At 54.5% G+C, this 17,470-nt stretch carries 16 protein-coding genes, 1 tRNA gene and 1 pseudogene; 17 read left to right on the top strand and 1 reads right to left on the bottom strand.

Going from position 1 to position 17,470, the window contains the following annotated elements; translation table 11 throughout:
* The first annotated feature begins 123 nt into the window (after positions 1–123).
* The 5 genes from A6F49_RS16075 to A6F49_RS16055 all read left to right on the top strand — a co-directional run bounded on the left by A6F49_RS16075 (position 124) and on the right by A6F49_RS16055 (position 4,346).
* Positions 124–1,011, top strand: coding sequence for a phage holin family protein (locus A6F49_RS16075; protein WP_043055632.1), 888 nt, complete (start codon positions 124–126; stop codon positions 1,009–1,011).
* A gap of 42 nt (positions 1,012–1,053) precedes the next feature.
* Entirely contained in the window at positions 1,054–1,716 is a 663-nt protein-coding gene (locus A6F49_RS16070) for a CDP-alcohol phosphatidyltransferase family protein (protein WP_043055633.1), read from the top strand.
* 132 nt (positions 1,717–1,848) lie between these two features.
* A complete protein-coding gene (locus A6F49_RS16065; protein ID WP_043055634.1) occupies positions 1,849–3,066 on the top strand; it encodes a glycosyltransferase in 1,218 nt (405 codons plus the stop codon).
* Between the two features lie 64 nt (positions 3,067–3,130).
* Positions 3,131–3,204: transfer RNA gene (locus tag A6F49_RS16060), tRNA-Ile, on the top strand.
* A 23-nt stretch (positions 3,205–3,227) separates the two neighbouring features.
* A complete protein-coding gene (locus A6F49_RS16055) occupies positions 3,228–4,346 on the top strand; it encodes a glycosyltransferase (protein WP_043055635.1) in 1,119 nt (372 codons plus the stop codon).
* Here A6F49_RS16055 and A6F49_RS17545 read toward each other — a convergent pair.
* Entirely contained in the window at positions 4,343–4,960 is a 618-nt protein-coding gene (locus tag A6F49_RS17545; RefSeq protein WP_052499969.1) for a M23 family metallopeptidase, read from the bottom strand. The genes A6F49_RS16055 and A6F49_RS17545 overlap by 4 nt on opposite strands.
* 179 nt (positions 4,961–5,139) lie before the next feature.
* Here A6F49_RS17545 and rpsB (A6F49_RS16050) point away from each other — a divergent pair.
* The 12 genes and pseudogenes from rpsB (A6F49_RS16050) to A6F49_RS15995 all read left to right on the top strand — a co-directional run.
* Positions 5,140–5,889 (top strand): annotated as a pseudogene (gene rpsB, locus A6F49_RS16050) (30S ribosomal protein S2); the annotation flags it as partial.
* A gap of 739 nt (positions 5,890–6,628) precedes the next feature.
* Positions 6,629–7,507: a 30S ribosomal protein S2 gene (rpsB, locus tag A6F49_RS16045; protein WP_043055636.1), complete on the top strand. Its 879-nt coding sequence runs from the start codon at positions 6,629–6,631 to the stop codon at positions 7,505–7,507.
* Positions 7,508–7,579: 72 nt separating this feature from the next.
* Positions 7,580–8,416 carry a translation elongation factor Ts gene (tsf, locus tag A6F49_RS16040; RefSeq protein ID WP_043055637.1) on the top strand — a complete coding sequence of 279 codons (837 nt, stop codon included), beginning with the start codon at positions 7,580–7,582 and terminating at the stop codon, positions 8,414–8,416.
* 166 nt (positions 8,417–8,582) lie between these two features.
* On the top strand, positions 8,583–9,335 hold the full coding sequence (pyrH, locus tag A6F49_RS16035) for a UMP kinase (protein ID WP_043055660.1): 753 nt from the start codon (positions 8,583–8,585) through the stop codon (positions 9,333–9,335).
* Positions 9,336–9,428: 93 nt separating this feature from the next.
* Complete coding sequence (gene frr / locus A6F49_RS16030; protein WP_043055661.1) at positions 9,429–9,956, top strand: ribosome recycling factor; 528 nt, start codon at positions 9,429–9,431, stop codon at positions 9,954–9,956.
* 21 nt (positions 9,957–9,977) lie between these two features.
* A complete protein-coding gene (locus A6F49_RS16025) occupies positions 9,978–11,165 on the top strand; it encodes a phosphatidate cytidylyltransferase (RefSeq protein ID WP_052499970.1) in 1,188 nt (395 codons plus the stop codon).
* A 33-nt stretch (positions 11,166–11,198) separates the two neighbouring features.
* A complete protein-coding gene (locus A6F49_RS16020) occupies positions 11,199–11,762 on the top strand; it encodes a DivIVA domain-containing protein (protein ID WP_052499971.1) in 564 nt (187 codons plus the stop codon).
* 7 nt (positions 11,763–11,769) lie between these two features.
* Positions 11,770–13,104, top strand: coding sequence for a M50 family metallopeptidase (locus A6F49_RS16015; protein ID WP_043055638.1), 1,335 nt, complete (start codon positions 11,770–11,772; stop codon positions 13,102–13,104).
* 23 nt (positions 13,105–13,127) lie between these two features.
* Positions 13,128–14,030 carry a GNAT family N-acetyltransferase gene (locus A6F49_RS16010; protein ID WP_161485838.1) on the top strand — a complete coding sequence of 301 codons (903 nt, stop codon included), beginning with the start codon at positions 13,128–13,130 and terminating at the stop codon, positions 14,028–14,030.
* Positions 14,031–14,055: 25 nt separating this feature from the next.
* A complete protein-coding gene (locus tag A6F49_RS16005) occupies positions 14,056–14,871 on the top strand; it encodes a hypothetical protein (RefSeq protein ID WP_043055640.1) in 816 nt (271 codons plus the stop codon).
* Positions 14,872–14,963: 92 nt separating this feature from the next.
* Complete coding sequence (locus A6F49_RS16000; protein ID WP_150119563.1) at positions 14,964–15,503, top strand: hypothetical protein; 540 nt, start codon at positions 14,964–14,966, stop codon at positions 15,501–15,503.
* A 49-nt stretch (positions 15,504–15,552) separates the two neighbouring features.
* Positions 15,553–17,379 (top strand): proline--tRNA ligase, encoded by a 1,827-nt coding sequence (locus A6F49_RS15995; RefSeq protein WP_043055642.1) that lies wholly within the window; start codon positions 15,553–15,555, stop codon positions 17,377–17,379.
* Positions 17,380–17,470: the final 91 nt, after the last annotated feature.

The raw sequence follows: 17,470 nt of genomic DNA, 5'->3' as shown, positions 1-17,470 counted from the left end.
TAGGCTAGCAAAGCATCAGGCTAATAAACTAGAGCACATATCAAGATCATTATCTCCCGGTTTATACTGGTCAGAGATAACATCAAAGATTTGACCGCGTTACACACATGAAGGTAGTGACTAATGACCACCAACGGCGCACCTCGGGTGACGACCAAGACTCGGATGAGTTCGCTGCTTGATCTGCTTGCGACCATGTTCCGGTTGGTACCAAAGCAATTAAGCGACAACCTGACATTACTGAGCGGACAGCTCAAATCGAAGGGTATTCGCGGTGGTATTGGTGTAGGGGCGGCCATGTTTGGCCTCCTGTTTGGATCGATAACGTTTGTCTCACTGGTGGTCGCCATTATTGGCGGCTTCATGTCTGAGGGTCCCCTGTGGCAGACAGCTCTGTGGGTAGCCCTGGGTGCTTTCGTAGTTATGTTGATTCTGATGGTGATCGGCCTGTTGGTTATTCGGTCGACTTTCCCATTGGTTTCTCCAGACCTTGTGCGCGGTGTCAAACATGACATCGGTTATGTCCTCAAAGGCAATGCTTTCGACCCAGTTGAATTCGACCGCCTAGAAGCAGAACGCCGCCAACAGAAGCTCGTTGAGAAACAGCGTCGCAAAGAACTGGCCAAGCGAGCTCAGAAAGAGCAAAAGAAAGCCGTCCGTCGGGGCGAAGCGGCAGACTCATTGCCACAAACCGAACCAACTGATGCCCAACTTCGTCATCGAATGGAATTACGTCGTCGTCACCTTGGTGATCTGCGATCAGGAGTCGATGAGAAGACCGATCTACGTGCCCAGTTCAATACCTTTACCCGACACGCCAGCGGTAAAGTCTCGCAAGAGCAAATCGAGCACGCCACCTCCCCATTAGCACCTCATCATTCGGCCGCTCGGGCAGGAGAAAAAGTCAATGATGGCGTTGGATTCGTCAAAGATCGTTGGCAGCCGCTGACTGTATTGGGCGCATCTGTTACGACCGCAGCAGTACTGTTGCGTAGACTTCGTCGCCGCTAATCGGTGGTACACCTCCACTTCACACCGCAATCTGAGGATTTTATGAACCGGTCGCAAGACCCTACCCCTGACAGTCACCGAGACCTCACGGTGACTGACGACTGGTTCACTATTCCAAATCTGATCACAATGATCAGATTCTTATTAGTTCCAGTATTTGTCTGGTTTATGTTCGACAGCGTCTACTGGAACGCGCTGCTCACCCTGGTTGTACTGTTCTCCACCGACTGGATTGATGGCTTCCTCGCCAGGAAGCTCAACCAAGTCTCAACAGTGGGCCAGTGGCTCGACCCACTGGCTGACCGACTGTCGCTCTGGGTTGTCGTCATCACTGTGGTGCTCTCGGGTCTAGCGCCGCTGTGGCTTGTGTTTGCTCTGGTGGTGCCTGACCTCGTTCTAGCCGGCATCATGGCACTGCTTTACGCAGGTAATCCACAAATGAAAGTGACCCTATTGGGTAAAGCACGGACTGCTGCGTTGATGGTTGGCGTGCCGTTGCTGCTCTTCGCAGAGGCGCCTTTTGTGGAAGACACTCAGCTCTTGCACACGATTGCTATCGGTGTGCTGGCGATCGGGGCTGCCGGGCACATTGTTGCGTCCCTGGATTACGTAATCCAGGGCGTGAATAATGCCATTCAGATGCGGCGACAGGACCTTAATCCGCGAAGCAAAGCTGACCGAGAGACGTTTCTTGAAACACGCTAACGAAGTTTATGAAACGGCAACAATTAAATGAATTGTTTGTGACAGTTATGTGATTGCGTGAAAAACAAGTAATTGTGACTTGGCCTTGGCTTAGGATCATCTCGAAGAAACCCAGTAGGAGCCGTACCCTAAGTGCCTTCCGACCAGAACACCCCATTCCGCGTACTGATTGCCGCTGACACCTACCCTCCGCATGTAAACGGTGCAGCCAAATCGTGTTTCCGTCTAGCTACCGAACTAACCGCCAAGGGCTATGATGTTCACATTGTGGCGCCCCAGCACACTCATGGCCCAGACGCCATAGAGGTGCATCCAGAGGCCACCGTTCATCGCATCAAATCCCTGCAAGCCCCAACGCATGAGTATTATCGCCTCGTTATGCCTTGGCACGCTAAACGTGCGATCGATCGGCTCATTGCGCAGCTGCAACCGGATGTCGTGCATGCTCAGTGCCATTACATGATTGGTGAGGCGGCCATAAACTCGGCCGAAGCCCGACGCATCCGATTGATCTGTACTAATCACTTCATGCCCGAAAACTTGGATCCCTTTATCCCGGGGCCACAGTTCTTCAAGAATTTCGTCTCGAGCCGTTCCTGGTATGACATGGGGCGCTTGATGTCGAAAGCAAATATCGTGACGACACCGACCCCCTTGTCCGCTGAAAACATGAGTCGGAAAGCACGGCTGGAGTACGTCGTGCCTGTCTCCAATGGCATTGATGTGGCGAAGTATGAACGTCAAGACAACGAACACGTTGAACCGCATGCGCATCCTACGGCACTATTCGTTGGCAGACTGGCGGTCGAAAAGAACGTTGATGTGTTGCTGAAGGCTTTGACCTTTACAGATCCTGAACTAAATGTTCATGCCGAAATCATTGGAGACGGAGAACAGCGAAGCTACCTCAGGGATTTGGCTGTAGACCTTGGTATTGAAGACAGGGTCATTTTCCGCGGATTAGTTTCCGATGAGGAATTGCGACAGGCATATCTTCGGGCTGATGTCTTTACGCAACCGTGCACAGCTGAGTTACAATCGCTGGCTTCCTTAGAAGCGATGAGCGCTTCGACACCGGTTGTGCTAGCCGATGCTCTGGCCCTGCCGCATCTGGTAGCAGAAGGGGTCAATGGGTATCTGTTCGAACCTTATAATCCGCAGGATATGGCCGAGAAGATGAACCTCGTGCTCAGTGCCTCGAACGAAGAAAAACACGCAATGGGACGCGCTTCACATACCTTTGCTGCCCAACATGCGCACGAAAAGATTATTGACGTCGTGGAGCAGATGTATCATGGTGCAACGTCAGACGAGGTCGCAGTGATGCTTTCTGTGCCCGAGCTGCGCTAGACTAGTTGATCGTGTCACTGTGAGCAACGAGTCTGGACCAGGACGAGTATGTGCAGGTGCACAGGGGGCGTTAGCTCAGTTGGTTAGAGCAGAGGACTCATAATCCTTTGGTCACCGGTTCAAGTCCGGTACGCCCTACTTATTTTCCGGTTGGAGTGGCAATGCGGTTCTTTATGGATGGTCGATACATTCGAACCGACTATCACGACGGAATTTCACGATTCAGTCACTCACTCATCCACGCGGTCGCCCAACAGCTGCGACCCACCGTCGTCATTCATGACCCGAAACAACGTGAGCTGCTGCCAGAAGCCGTGGACGTCGTCATGATGCATGACCCCACATCGTTGCTCGAGCCACTTGCTGCATACAAGCTCAACGCATTCGAACCAGACGTTGTATTCTCACCAATGCAGACCCTCGGTTCGGCAGGCAGAAAATTTGGTCTGATTCTGACCTTGCACGATCTGATCTACTATCAGCATCGGACTCCACCCAGAGACTTGCCACAGATCGTTCGGGGCTTATGGTACCTGTACCACCTGTCCTATACGCCGCAACGTCTCCTACTCAACGGTGCTGACGCTGTTGCTACCGTATCTCGCACATCCCAGCGTCTGATTCGAAAACACCATCTCACAAAAAAACCGGTCCATGTCATCTCCAACGCACCGCAACCCGTGGCGGCAGTTCGTGACCCCAGAGTCCCGCGAAACAAGAGCCTGGTTTATATGGGGTCTTTCATGGAGTACAAGAATGTAGAGCCGTTGGTACAAAGCTTGCGCTACCTGCCGGATTACCAACTCCACCTGTGCTCACCGATTTCACCGCAGCGGCGAGCTGAACTCATCGAGATGACCACACGGCATGGTGGTGCTGAATCCCAGTTGAATTTTCATAATGGGATCACAGACCACGACTATCGGGAGATCTTGAGGCAGTCCACGGCATTAGTCACCGTTTCGAGATCGGAAGGCTATGGCCTCCCGGTGGCTGAAGCAATGGCGGAGGGCACCCCTGTGGTGTTATCCAATCTGGAGATCTTCCAAGAGATTGGGGGAGTGGAGCATCCTGGAGCGTTATTCGTAGATCTTGCCGACTCTGATCTGCCACGTCAGATAGCTGATCGCGTGCTACTGCTTGAAGACGACGAGCGATTTGCTGCAGCCAGCATGGCAGCCACACAACAAGCCCAAAAGTTCTGTTGGGACGATTCCGCTACCGCACTGCTGACTTTGGCGGAAGATATTTACCGGCGTCGGGCACTTGGCTCACACTAAGACACTGGATCGGAATGCACCGGCCACAATATGGAGGGTTCAGTCCATCCGAGCAAAAATCCTGGATCGATATATAGGTCACGTACGCTAGAACCGATATGCCAACCATCGGGAACCCGTACGCCCCAATGAACACACTGCACTTCGCAATGGCTGGCTTCCGCATCGATCGTCCCTACAGGATCGCCTGGTGCTACCACGGCACCAACCTCTAGGTCGGACTCGACGGGCTCAAAAGACGACAATAAACCGTTTGGGTGCCGAATCGTGACTACTCCTCGGTCAACGACCCGACCAACAAACATTACTTCTCCTGCAGCCGGGGCTATGACTTGCGCAGTTGATGCTCGGATATCAATGCCCCGGTGAGCAGCAGACCACGGCATCTGCGGTGCGACAAAGGGTCTGAGTAGATCTCCTGGCCGAGCGTTGGCCACGGGTGGTTGCCAATTCGTCCTGTCGCTTGATCGCGTGACGCCGACTTCGGCAGCGTGTGCCTGTGGAATGGGATTCCAGAACAATGCGAATAATAAGGCATGCACGAACAAGATAAATACCGATGTTCGTGGTGGGGGAGTCGGCGGAGTCGAGGCAACCTCAGATAATTTCGTCATAGCACGAGCTTCTCGCAGTGTCATTCTCAAAGTGGCGTGCGGAGCGCAACTGTGGAAAACTCAACCCGAGCCGGAAAGCGGTGGACAGAGTAAGCTGAACGATGGACGCAAAACCAAAAATCCGGCAACCTACCGTGTGATGTCTCGACAGGTGACCAGGAGGATGTGAAGGAGCAGATATGGCTGTTGTAACGATGCGTGAATTATTGGATTCTGGAGCGCACTTTGGTCACCAGACCAGTCGGTGGAACCCGAAGATGAAGCGCTACATTTTGACCGAGCGCAATGGGATCTACATCATCGACTTGCAACAGTCCTTGTCGTTGATCGATCAGGCCTACGAATTCGTCAAACAAACGGTCGCCCACGGCGGAAATATTCTGTTAGTCGGTACGAAAAGACAAGCACAAGTACCAATTGCTGAACAAGCTATGCGCGTTGGGATGCCATATGTCAACCATCGTTGGCTCGGTGGTATGCTCACCAACTTCGCCACGGTCTCTAAACGAGTAGACCGTATGAAAGAGCTTGAAGAAATCGACTATGACGACGTCGCTGGTTCAGGACGAACCAAAAAAGAACTGTTGCTTTTGGAACGTGAACTCACGAAACTGCAGTCGAGTCTCGGCGGTATCCGCAACATGACCCGTACGCCGTCGGCTATCTGGGTAGTCGATACCGAAAAAGAACACCTTGCCGTGGATGAGGCCAAAAAACTAGGCATCCCGGTGATAGCGATCCTGGACACCAACGCGAACCCGGAAGACGTAACATACCCAATCCCGGGAAATGATGACTCGATGCGATCCGTTGCCGTCTTAACCAGGGTTATCGCTGATGCCGTGGCTGAAGGCCTCATGGTACGAAACCAGGGCGGCGGTGACAGTCCAGAGGAGCCGATGGCAGAATGGGAACGTGAGCTGTTGGAATCAGACGCTTCCACGGGTACCCCACGATCAGCACAAGCCAGCAACCTGGCTACGATCACTCAGATTCTCTCGACCGTCCAGGACGCCTACCCAGGCGGCATCATGATTGAACTCGAAACAGAAGATGACACCTTCGAAGTCGAGATCGTCCATGACGGCAAACTCCACGAACTTGACGTTGCCCAAGACGGGACCATCAACGTCGACGATGTTGATGAAGACGACGACGATATTCAACACGCACAACAGGTCACCATCTCACTGACCGAAGGACTTACACAGGCAGTTACCATGCATCCGAACGCTACGGTAGAGTCAATCGAACTCGAAAACAAAGATGGCGTTTTGTTCTGGGAAGTCGAACTCAAAGACGACCAAGGCAACGACGTCGAATTCGATTTACCAGCCACAAAGACTGTCGACTAATCCTGGTCACGCGTTGAGAATTCTTGAGTCATCTGGCGATGTGCAAAGCGTCACATTGCGTGAAAAGCCTAGTGCGCAATAGGGTATGCTTGACAAAGCAATTGTGTGCCTACTTGTTGTGGGCGCGTAATTGACTACGCGCGTGAGTGTGCGACCGCGAGTCGCAGTGGCACCTTTCGGTCCGGAGAAATCCGGTCAACGGTGTTTCCCGAGACATTCGTACTCACGCTAGGAAGCTGAGAAAGTCAGCTGTTTACATCAACCGAAAACTATTTGGTTATTCCGCATGCGAAATAACCATGAAGGAGCGACCATGTCAGTCGTAACTATGCGTGAAATGCTGGATTCCGGTGTCCACTTCGGCCACCAAACTCGTCGTTGGAACCCGAAGATGAAGCGCTTCATCTTCACCGAACGCAACGGCATCTACATCATCGACCTGCAGCAGTCTCTGTCGTTCATCGACCGCGCCTACGAGTTCGTCAAAGAAACCGTAGCTCACGGTGGCAACATCCTCTTCGTTGGTACGAAGAAGCAGGCTCAGGAAGCTATCGCTGAACAGGCCACTCGCGTTGGTATGCCATACGTCAACCACCGTTGGTTGGGCGGCATGCTCACCAACTTCGCCACGGTTTCCAAGCGCGTCGAGCGTATGAAAGAACTCGAAGAAATTGACTTCGAGGACGTCGCTGGATCCGGCCACACCAAAAAAGAACTCCTCCTGCTGGAACGCGAACTGCAGAAACTGCAGGCTAACCTCGGCGGTATCCGCAACATGACCCGCACTCCATCGGCAGTGTGGATCATCGACACCAAAAAAGAACACCTGGCCATCGATGAAGCCAACAAGCTGGGCATCCCAGTAGTTGCGATCCTGGACACCAACGCTGATCCAGATGAAGTTACCTACCCAATTCCAGGTAACGACGACGCCATTCGCTCCGTCGCCCTGCTCACACGCGTTATCGCTGACGCCGTTGCTGACGGCCTGATGGCTCGCAACGAAGGTAAAGGCGAAGCCGGTGCAGCAGCAGAACCAATGGCTGAATGGGAACGCGAACTCCTGGAAGCTGGCCAGACCGAAGAAGCAGACAAGACTGCTGCTCCGGCTGACGAAGCCACCGTTGAAGCTGCAGAACAGGTTGAAGCCACACCACAGGGTGAACAGCCTGCTGCTACCGAAGAAAACTAGTCCACAACCACGTTTCGTTTTAGATTCGCGGGTGCTCCCCGCAACGAACTTCCAAGGAATGGGATATCTGTAATGGCCAATTACACAGTCAAAGACATCCAAGCACTGCGTGAACGTACTGGCGCGGGCATGATGGACGTAAAAAAGGCTCTCGACGAAGCTGAAGGCGACGCCGATAAAGCACTAGAGATTATTCGCGTCAAAGGTCTACAGGGCGCTTCCAAGCGTGAAGGCCGCGCAGCTGCCGAAGGTCTCATCGCCGCAACCGTCAAAGACGGCGTTGGTGTCATGATCGAGATCAACTCCGAAACTGACTTCGTTGCAAAATCCGATAAATTTATCGAACTGGGTAACACTGTCCTGGAAGTTGCTGCAACTTCTGGTGCCGACAATGTCGAGGCTCTTCTGGCAGCTGACTACAACGGCAACCCACTAGGCGACTTCGTCAAAGAAGAAGGCGCGCTGTTGGGCGAAAAGGTTGAAGTTCGCCGCATCGCACGTCTCGAAGGTGCCTACGTGGACCCATACCTTCACAAAACCTCCGCAGACTTGCCAGCTCAGGTTGGCGTGTTGGTAGCAGTAGACGCCGACAGTGACGCAGCTCAGACTGCAGCTCACGATGTTGCAGTCCACATTGCTGCTATGAGCCCAACCTACTTGAACCGCGACGAGGTCCCAGAAGACATTGTTGCGAACGAACGTCGTATCGCTGAGGAAACCGCACGCGCTGAAGGCAAGCCGGAACGCGCAATGCAGAACATCATCGAAGGCCGCCTGACCGGTTACTTCAAAGAGGTTGCGCTGCTGGATCAGCCGTTCGCCAAAGATACCAAGACCACCGTTGGTAAGGTCCTGGAAGAAGCCGACACCAAGGCTCTGGCCTTTGCTCGCTTCCGTGTTGGCGCCTAACGATTTTTCCGACACAATAGTGTTTGGAAATGTCTAGGTAAAACCAGCATCGTTTCAACCTAAATAAGGGGGTGATCACCACAATCGGTGATCACCCCTTCTTTATGCCCAACGACCCAACTGCACATACAGGAGCCTTACCGTGTCAGACACTCCCGCCATCAACGTGCCTGGCGGCCTTCAAGATGGTCCGCGTAACTCACAACTTGATGAAGTATCTCGTCGTCGCGTCCTGCTGAAACTCTCAGGAGAGGTATTCGGAGGCGGCTCGATAGGTGTTGATCCCGATACGGTCCGTTCTGTGGCAGAACAGATTGCAGCAGCCTCCGGACAAGTCGAAATCGCGATCGTCGTGGGCGGTGGCAACTTCTTCCGTGGCGCGGAACTGTCCCACAACGGCATGGACCGTCGTCGTGCAGATTACATGGGAATGCTCGGTACCGTCATGAATGCTCTGGCACTGCAAGACTTCCTGACACAGGCCGGGGTAGATACCCGAGTACAATCTGCAATCAACATGCACCAGGTTGCTGAACCCTACATTCCCCAGCGTGCAATCCGACACATGCAAAAAGACCGTGTGGTCATTTTTGGGGCGGGAACCGGACTTCCGTACTTCTCGACCGATACCGTGGCTGCACAGCGTGCACTGGAAATTCGTGCGGATCAGGTCCTGATGGCGAAGTCAGGGGTCGATGGCGTTTATACTTCCGATCCAAAAGTCGATGCCGGTGCCAAAAAGTTTGACCATCTCACGTATGATGAGGCGATTGTCAAAAACATCCGCGTCATGGACCTGACTGCGATGACAATGTGTAAAGATAACAACTTAGATATGTTGGTATTTGGTATGGAAGGCGACGGCAATGTCACGCGCGCATTGCTAGGTGAATCCATCGGGACTGTGGTCACACCATGAGGTGACTAGTCGTTACCTGATTTAGACTGAGTGCATATCCAAGAATGAATTGAAGGAGACCCCGTGACCGCATCTGCATTATCAGACGCCAAGATGGCGATGGAACGCACACTTGAAGCGACCAGAGAAGACTTCGCTGCCGTCCGCACCGGACGCGCAAACCCAGGACTCTATGCAAGAGTTCTGGTCGATTATTACGGTAGCCCAACTCCGCTCCAGCAGCTCGCTTCTTTTGCTGTTCAAGATGCGCGCACTATCCTGATCTCACCTTTTGATGTCAGCGCACTGCGTGAAATTGAAATTGCACTCTCCTCGTCGGAAGTTGGTGCGAACCCATCCAACGATGGCAAGGTCATTCGTATCGTCATGCCGGAACTGACCCAGGAACGCCGCCAAGAGTATGTGAAACTGATCAAGTCCAAGGCTGAGGATCACCGCGTCTCGATCCGCAACACCCGTCGCTCGGCTAAAGAGGCCATCGACAAAATGGTAGATGACGGTGACATCGGTGAAGACGACGGCCGTCGAGCTGAAAAAGACCTCGATGAGCTGACTCGTAGCTACGTCGATCAAATTGACGAAATGGCGAAGAACAAAGAAGAAGAACTGCTGGAGGTATAGGCTTTTTCAGCCTTCGCTTGCATGTCCACACCAGACCCAAAATCCGAAAAGCAGCCACCGCTCATTACACAGCTGGAGGGGTTTCCCGACCCAGTTCGTGATCCTGACACCGGTATGATCGTGCCGCAGACCCGGCGGGAACGCCGGGCGCTAGAGGCTGCCCAGGCATCATTTCTTGCCAAGAAAGCAGCCCGGCAGGAAGCTGCACTTGATGAAGCCGAAGCCATCGAAGTGATGGGTGATGATTTCGGCTCCGATGATTTGGATTTTGGGTCTGACCCATCCACAGATGTTGACCCTGAAGAATCAACCGTCCTAACGGTCAAACAAGTCGAGACAGAAGAAATCCCACCCCCGGCACCTCTGCCAGCCCACACAGCAGCACCGAAAGAATCGCGTGCTGGACGGGATTTGCCCGCAGCCATCGGGGTTGGACTCGTCCTCCTAGGTATTGCCGCCGTAGGGATTGTCTGGGTCCCGATTGTTTTGGCGATTTTTATTGCGGTCCTGGTGCCCCTTGGCATCTGGGAGCTGGCACAAGTAGCAAAGACCCGAAATATCCACCTGGCCTTGACGCCGGGGTGGGTCGCTGGACTGGGCATCCCGGTAGCCGCCTGGTTTGGGGGAGTCGATGCGATGGTCTTTGCACTGTTCGGCAGCATGCTGCTGACAGTCTTCTGGACCGCCGTCGGAGAACCTGATAGACCTGCCGCCTCAATGGCCACAACGCTACTGGCCATCCTATGGCTGCCATTTTTCCTATCCTTCGGCATCACCCTGCTGCAAGAAACCGACGGCAGCGTGATGTTGTTAACCACCGTGTTGGCAACAGTCGCCAGCGATACCTTTGGTTATCTCATCGGTGCAACTCTGGGCAAGCACCGCATGGCACCCAAAGTTTCGCCCAAGAAGTCTTGGGAAGGATTTTTTGGTTCACTGGCCGGGGCCATTGTCATTTCAGTGCTGCTGACTCATTTCTTATTGGAATATGACTGGTGGGTTGGCATCATTATCGGTACGGTCATCATGTTGGCCGCAACCGCAGGTGACTTTGCGGCATCCATGGTAAAACGAGACTTTGGTGTCAAAGATATGGGTACCACACTGCCCGGCCACGGAGGGGTCATGGACCGCCTTGATTCCGTAGCTTTTGCCATCCCCGTTGGATACACCCTGTTCGTGGTCGCACTGCCACTGATCCTGGGCTAGCGTCAGTCAAAGGAAATTGTCAAAGGAAATTACGTGTCTGCTAAGACTCAAAACACCTCACCCTTCGAAGCCATGCCGAAACGCAAATTTGGTTATCACACCAAACAAGTCGACGAATTTATCAGTGACGCGCGCCAAGCATACGAATCCGACTCTGGAATCACCGCAGATATTGTTCAAACCAAAACCTTCGACCTTGTTCGCGGTGGTTACCGACCCGATCAAGTCGATCAAGTGCTGGAACGCTTAGAAGACGCCCTGCGACGAGCCGAACGTGACGAATTCATTGTCAACCACGGGCAGCAAGCCTGGGACCTGAGGCTCATCGAACTTTTAGAAGAGCTCATGGGGCGACTCCAACGTCCACACGGTGAAAAATTCCGCCGAGCCGAACCAAATATCCAAGGCTACGACATGGCTGAAGTTGACGACTGCATGGCCCGAATCACCAGCCACCTACAAGACGAAGAACACATCCGGTTGACCGATGTGCGTAATGCAACCTTCAGTGCCCAAAAAGGTCACCAAGCCTACGACGAAGCACAAGTCGACGCGTTTCTACTAGCCGTCGTCGAACTACTTGTCGTGCTCGACTAGGACTTTTATGACCCTACTTCTTGCTATCGCCGGCATCCTGATCATGGTTGTCGGTATTGCAGTATCAATTGCGCTGCACGAAATCGGCCACCTGGTCCCAGCAAAACTCTTCAATGTCCGGGTAACCCAGTACATGATCGGCTTCGGCAAAACCCTGTGGTCGACGACCAAAGGGGAGACCGAGTACGGCATCAAGGCCATCCCACTGGGTGGTTACGTATCGATGATCGGTATGTTACCGCCCAATCAGCCCGGCGAAACACCCTCCAAGGCGCGAAACCAGTACTTCCAAACCATGGCCCGCCAGGCTCGTGAGGATGCCGCAGCCGAACTTACCGTAGAAGATACCGGTCGAACCTTTATCTCACTGCCGGTGTGGAAACGCATGATCATCATGCTCGGTGGACCGTTCATGAACCTGATCATTGCCGTGATAATTACAGCGATTCTGGTCACCTCGGTGGGGGTCGCGACCCCCACGACCAAAGTGCACGATGTTTTTGAATGCATGACCGAAACCACCGACGCCGAAGCTTTCGACGCCGAATGCGGACCAAACGACAACGCCGCACCAGCATGGCAAGCAGGGCTTCGACCCGGCGATGAGATCACCCACTTCAACAACCAGCCGGTGGAAGACTGGGACGAACTCTCCGGTGCCATCCGCCAACGCGCCAACACCGAAACGGCCATCACCTATCTACGTGACGGTCAGGTCATTGAACAAACCATCACCCCGGTCTTGACCCAACGCCCCGTGCTAGATCGATTCGATCGCCCCGTGACCGATGCAGCAGGCAACGTCGAAACCCAACCCGTGGGCTTCATCGGTATGTCATCACTGGTCGAAAATCAGCAACAACCACCCACCGCAGCGTTCTCGTTGGTCGCTGATCAGATTGCGGGCACGTTTTCGGTGATCACCGTCCTGCCCGTCAAACTCTGGGACACCGCTAAAGTCCTCGTCACCGACGGGGAACGTGACCCCACCGGGCCCGTTTCTGTCGTGGGAGTGGGCCGCATCGCCGGTGAAGCCGCTGCACAACAGGACATTCCCGTCACCGATCGTGCAGCCATGTTGTTGTCGCTGCTTGCCGGACTGAACGTCGCGCTGATGGTTTTCAATCTCATTCCGTTGCTGCCCTTGGACGGCGGTCATGTCGCCGGGGCCCTGTGGGAATCGATCCGCCGTGGTTGGGCCAAGCTTCGGGGCAAACCCGATCCCGGCCCATTCGACATCGCGAAGATGTTCCCGCTAACCGTTGTCGTCTTCGGCCTATTATTAACTATGGGCATCTTGCTGATCGTCGCAGATATCATCAAACCCGTAACACTGTTTTAACCGAAAGGGTGACCGTGCGGCATTTGACCCGGACACTTCGTTGGTTGCTTGACGCCGAAGAGGCTGTCGTCCATGCAACCGGTGACACCGTACGCATTCTTGCCAACTCGGACACCACGGCCCTCCGCGACTTGATCGCTCAAAACCCGGTCACAAACGCCTATGTGCAATCCATCCTGGACACCGGACGCCGCGCCGGTCCGATCGGTGGATTCGCCCGCGGGATCTTTTTGGGGATCTGTGACCCCACCCACCAAGACCGGCTCGTGGCTGCCTGCTGGGCTGGGGCGAATATTGTCCCAGTAACCTCCAGCTCGGACTACGGGACCTACTTCGGTCAGGCCCTAGTGGCCCTCGATGAGCATTTTGGTTCCATCTTCGGCCCACAGTCCGCTGTTGAAGGGATCTGGGAGGTGCTGCGCTACGGTCGTCAAACAGCCCGCGATCTGCGCAAGAACCAGCCCTTCATGACCATCACGAATCAGGCAAAAATTCCCGCCAACCCCAACGTACGGCACGCACGGGAAACCGACTACGATGCTGTGCTACCAGCCTCTGTAGCCATGTTCACCGAAGAGCTCGGCTATTCACCGCTTGCCGATGGGTCCAACGGCTACCGCCTGCGCGTCCGCCAACTGATTTCCAAGGGCTACACCATGATCGAACCCGGCGAGCACGAAGTGACGTTCAAAGCTGACTTCGGCATCGTCACCGACGACGCCATTCAAATTCAAGGTGTATGGATCGCTCCATCAGCCCGCGGTCAAGGTCGCGCAGCACCGGCCATGGCTGCAGTGGTCAATCGCGCTCTAGAATTAGCCCCCGTGGTGTGTCTCTACGTCAATGATTACAACACCGCAGCCATCAGAACCTATCAACGCGTGGGATTCGATACCGTTGATCGCTTCGCTACCGTATTGTTTTAACCAACCGTCCAGGAGGCGAGCAGCCATGCGCAAACGTCTGGCACTGATAGCCGCCGGTGCACTGATAATCACCGGTTGCTCCCAGCCCCGTGAAGAAACCTCAGTCGACGTCACCCCGCCTCCCGTCGTCGAAATTCCAACCCAAACGATTTTTCATCAGGCCATCAAATCCGTGATGGATGAAGAAGCCATCATTTCCGTTGGGGTCCCGGCCTTGGAATCATTGAATAATGCCGCCGCAGAAATCAGTCAATATGCGCCGGAACCTGCCGAATGTGCCGGCACTGTCGACCCAGAGTTCTATACGACCAACGATGTTGCGGTTGGCTTCCAGTCCAGAACCGGTGAAAACACCCACACCGCTGAAACCATTGTCGCCGTCGGATTTGAAAATGCCGACGACGCCAGCGACTACTTCACGGCAAGAACCAATCCGTGGAGCGAGTGCGACTCCGTGGATCTGACCATCGATGAAACGAATGTGTTGACACTGCACTACGGCGCTAGTGGTTTAGCCAATGCTGAAGACCTATCGGTACCTGAGGTCTTGGCCCAAGCCGATCAGGACATGTTGTTGACCTCTCGTGGTGAACTTTCTGGAGCCTTTGAAACCTCTGATGCACCGATACCTGACGCCGGGGCATTACCCGACTACGTGATTTCTCCCGATGAGGTACCCGAACCCGAAGCCGAAGACCAAAATATTTCGGTCACCAACGCCACGGTGGTTGCACGGTTCGATAACCAGGTCTTTTGGATGACGGTTGAACCCGGTCAGAATGCTGATGAAGCCGTCCAGACACTCGCCGAGGTGGTAGAAGCGGTGCATGCCCAGCAATGAAACGCACCTTGAGTCTTTTGGCCGTGGCCCTGCTTGGTTTAACTGCTTGCACCGACCAGCCCGCACCTGTGGAACCTGAAACGACTGCCACCGTGACGGAAACTGTCACGGCCGATCCCGCCGAGAATCTGGCATCTCCAGAACAAGTCGCCAGCATGATTGCTCGTGTCATGGAAGATCCAGAACCCGGCGAAATACCCATCAGTGATGAGGCCATCAACGGGTTACAGGATGCCATCACATTGTCTGCAGAGGAACACAACTGTCCGATAGTGGCCGATGCAGTACCGGAAGTCGCAGCATTCGGTCTGGCCAATGCACAAGAAGACAACCCCGACGCCATGCGAGGATTGGCTGCATTCGGCTTTACCACGGTCGAGGATGCCGCCGCATTTACCGAGAACCTCAAAGCGGTGCTTGAACAGTGCGAGGCTGCCAACTACGAGATTGCTCCGCTGACGCATCACACTGACGAAGCCTTCGAGATCCAAATCGAATCCTCCAACGAACCTGCTGCATCTGTGGTCGTGGCACGCAACGAATACTGGGTGCTCACGGCCGTTTCAACACCTCCGGCCGATCTGGCACTGAGCCTGACCCAGATCGATCAGCTTGACGAAATGCTGCGGTAGAATACTTGCCAGACAACCCCATGTTTCCTTGACGAATGGAGCCCTTGAAGTGCCCTTGCGCATGTCCACCTTATTCCTTCGCACGCTGCGCGACGATCCAGCTGATGCCGAAGTTGCCAGCCATAAACTGCTCGTTCGCGCCGGATATATCCGTCGCGCGGCACCGGGTGGCTACACGTGGCTCCCCCTGGGACTGCGGGTCAAAAATAAGGTCGAAAATATCGTTCGTGAAGAAATGAACGCCATCGGCGGTCAGGAAGTGCACTTCCCTGCACTACTGCCCAAAGAACCTTACGAGGCTTCCGGTCGCTGGGAAGACTACGGCGATGGGATTTTCCGTCTACACGACAGGTCAGGCGCCGATTTCCTCCTGGCACCCACCCACGAGGAAATGTTTACCCTGCTCGTCAAGGACCACTACTCGTCCTACAAAGACCTACCGGTCTACCTCTACCAGATCCAGACGAAATACCGCGACGAAGCTCGACCACGGGCCGGGCTGTTGCGGGTCCGCGAGTTCACGATGAAGGACTCCTACTCGTTCACGGTCGATGACGAAGGACTCAATGAGGCCTACGATAAACACCGCGCGGCCTATATCAAGATTTTCCAACGCCTCGGACTCGACGTCGTCGCAGTGGAAGCCATGGCAGGCGCCATGGGTGGGTCACGCTCCGAAGAGTTCCTTCACCCATCCAACGCCGGCGAAGACACCTTCGTCGAATCACCCGGTGGCTACCGAGCCAACGTCGAAGCGGTCTCGACTGTTGTACCTGATGCCATTGACTACACCGATGCCCCGGCTCCAGAAGTCAAAGACACTCCCGTGTCGACAACCATTGCGGCACTCGTCGAAGTTGCCAACCAACTTGCACCAAAAGCCAACGGCGTGTGGGAAGCTGCAGACACATTGAAATGTGTTGTTTTGACCGCCGTGCTCGATGGTGATCAACGCCAGGTTTTTGTTGTTGCTGTGCCAGGCGATCGCGACGTCGATGTGAAACGCCTAGAAGCATCCATTGCTGAGGCGCTCGACGTCACCGGCGAACCCTCCATCGAACCGGCCACGGACGAAGATATTGCCAAGCACACCAAATTGGTGCCAGGCTACATCGGCCCGACCTTGATGCAGGATGGCAAAGCTCTCCAGATGCTGGGAACAGAGTCTGAGACGGGTATCCCATTCTTTGTCGATCCTCGCATTGTGGCAGGTTCCGCCTGGGTCACCGGTGCCAACGAAGACCAAAAACATGTCTTTGGCCTTGTGGCCGAACGCGATTTCACCTGGGACGGCGTACTAGAAGCCACCGTGGTCCGTGACGGCGACCCTGCACCAGATGGCTCCGGCCCGTTGGCCGCCCGACGCGGCATGGAGATGGGGCACATCTTCCAGCTGGGACGCAAATATGCTGAAGCGCTTGATCTGAAAGTCCTCGACGAAAACGGTAAACAGGTCGTGGTGACCATGGGTTCCTACGGCATCGGCGTCTCCCGGGCTGTGGCTGCCCTGGCTGAAGCCCACCACGATGACAAGGGCCTGATCTGGCCGATCAATGTGGCCCCGGCTCATGTGCATATCGTTGCCACCGGTAAAGATGACGACATCTTCACCACCGCCGAAGACTTCGCCAACCAGCTGGAAGCTGTCGGCATCGAAGTACTTTACGACGATCGTCGCAAGGCTCACGCCGGAGAGAAATTCGCTGATGCTGAGCTGATCGGTGTCCCACTCCACCTGATCGTTGGTAGGGGACTGGCCAAAGGCACGCTCGAGCTCAAAGATCGTCTGGCAGATACTCGCGAAGATATCCCCGTCGACGACGCGTTTGAACATGTGGTCAGTCTGGTGCGGAAGTACCAGCATCAAGTTCACTAAAGTCAGCCCCGACCACCAGCGCAGGCAGTTACCAGTCCAGGTGGCTGCCTGCGCTGCATGTAGAACCGGTCAGCACTTCGATAGAGCGCAT

The organism is Enteractinococcus helveticum (genome assembly GCF_001657475.1).
Lineage (GTDB): Bacteria > Actinomycetota > Actinomycetes > Actinomycetales > Micrococcaceae > Yaniella > Yaniella helvetica.
Note: the sequence above shows the minus strand (reverse complement) of the source record. Positions and strands in the feature narration are given on the sequence as shown.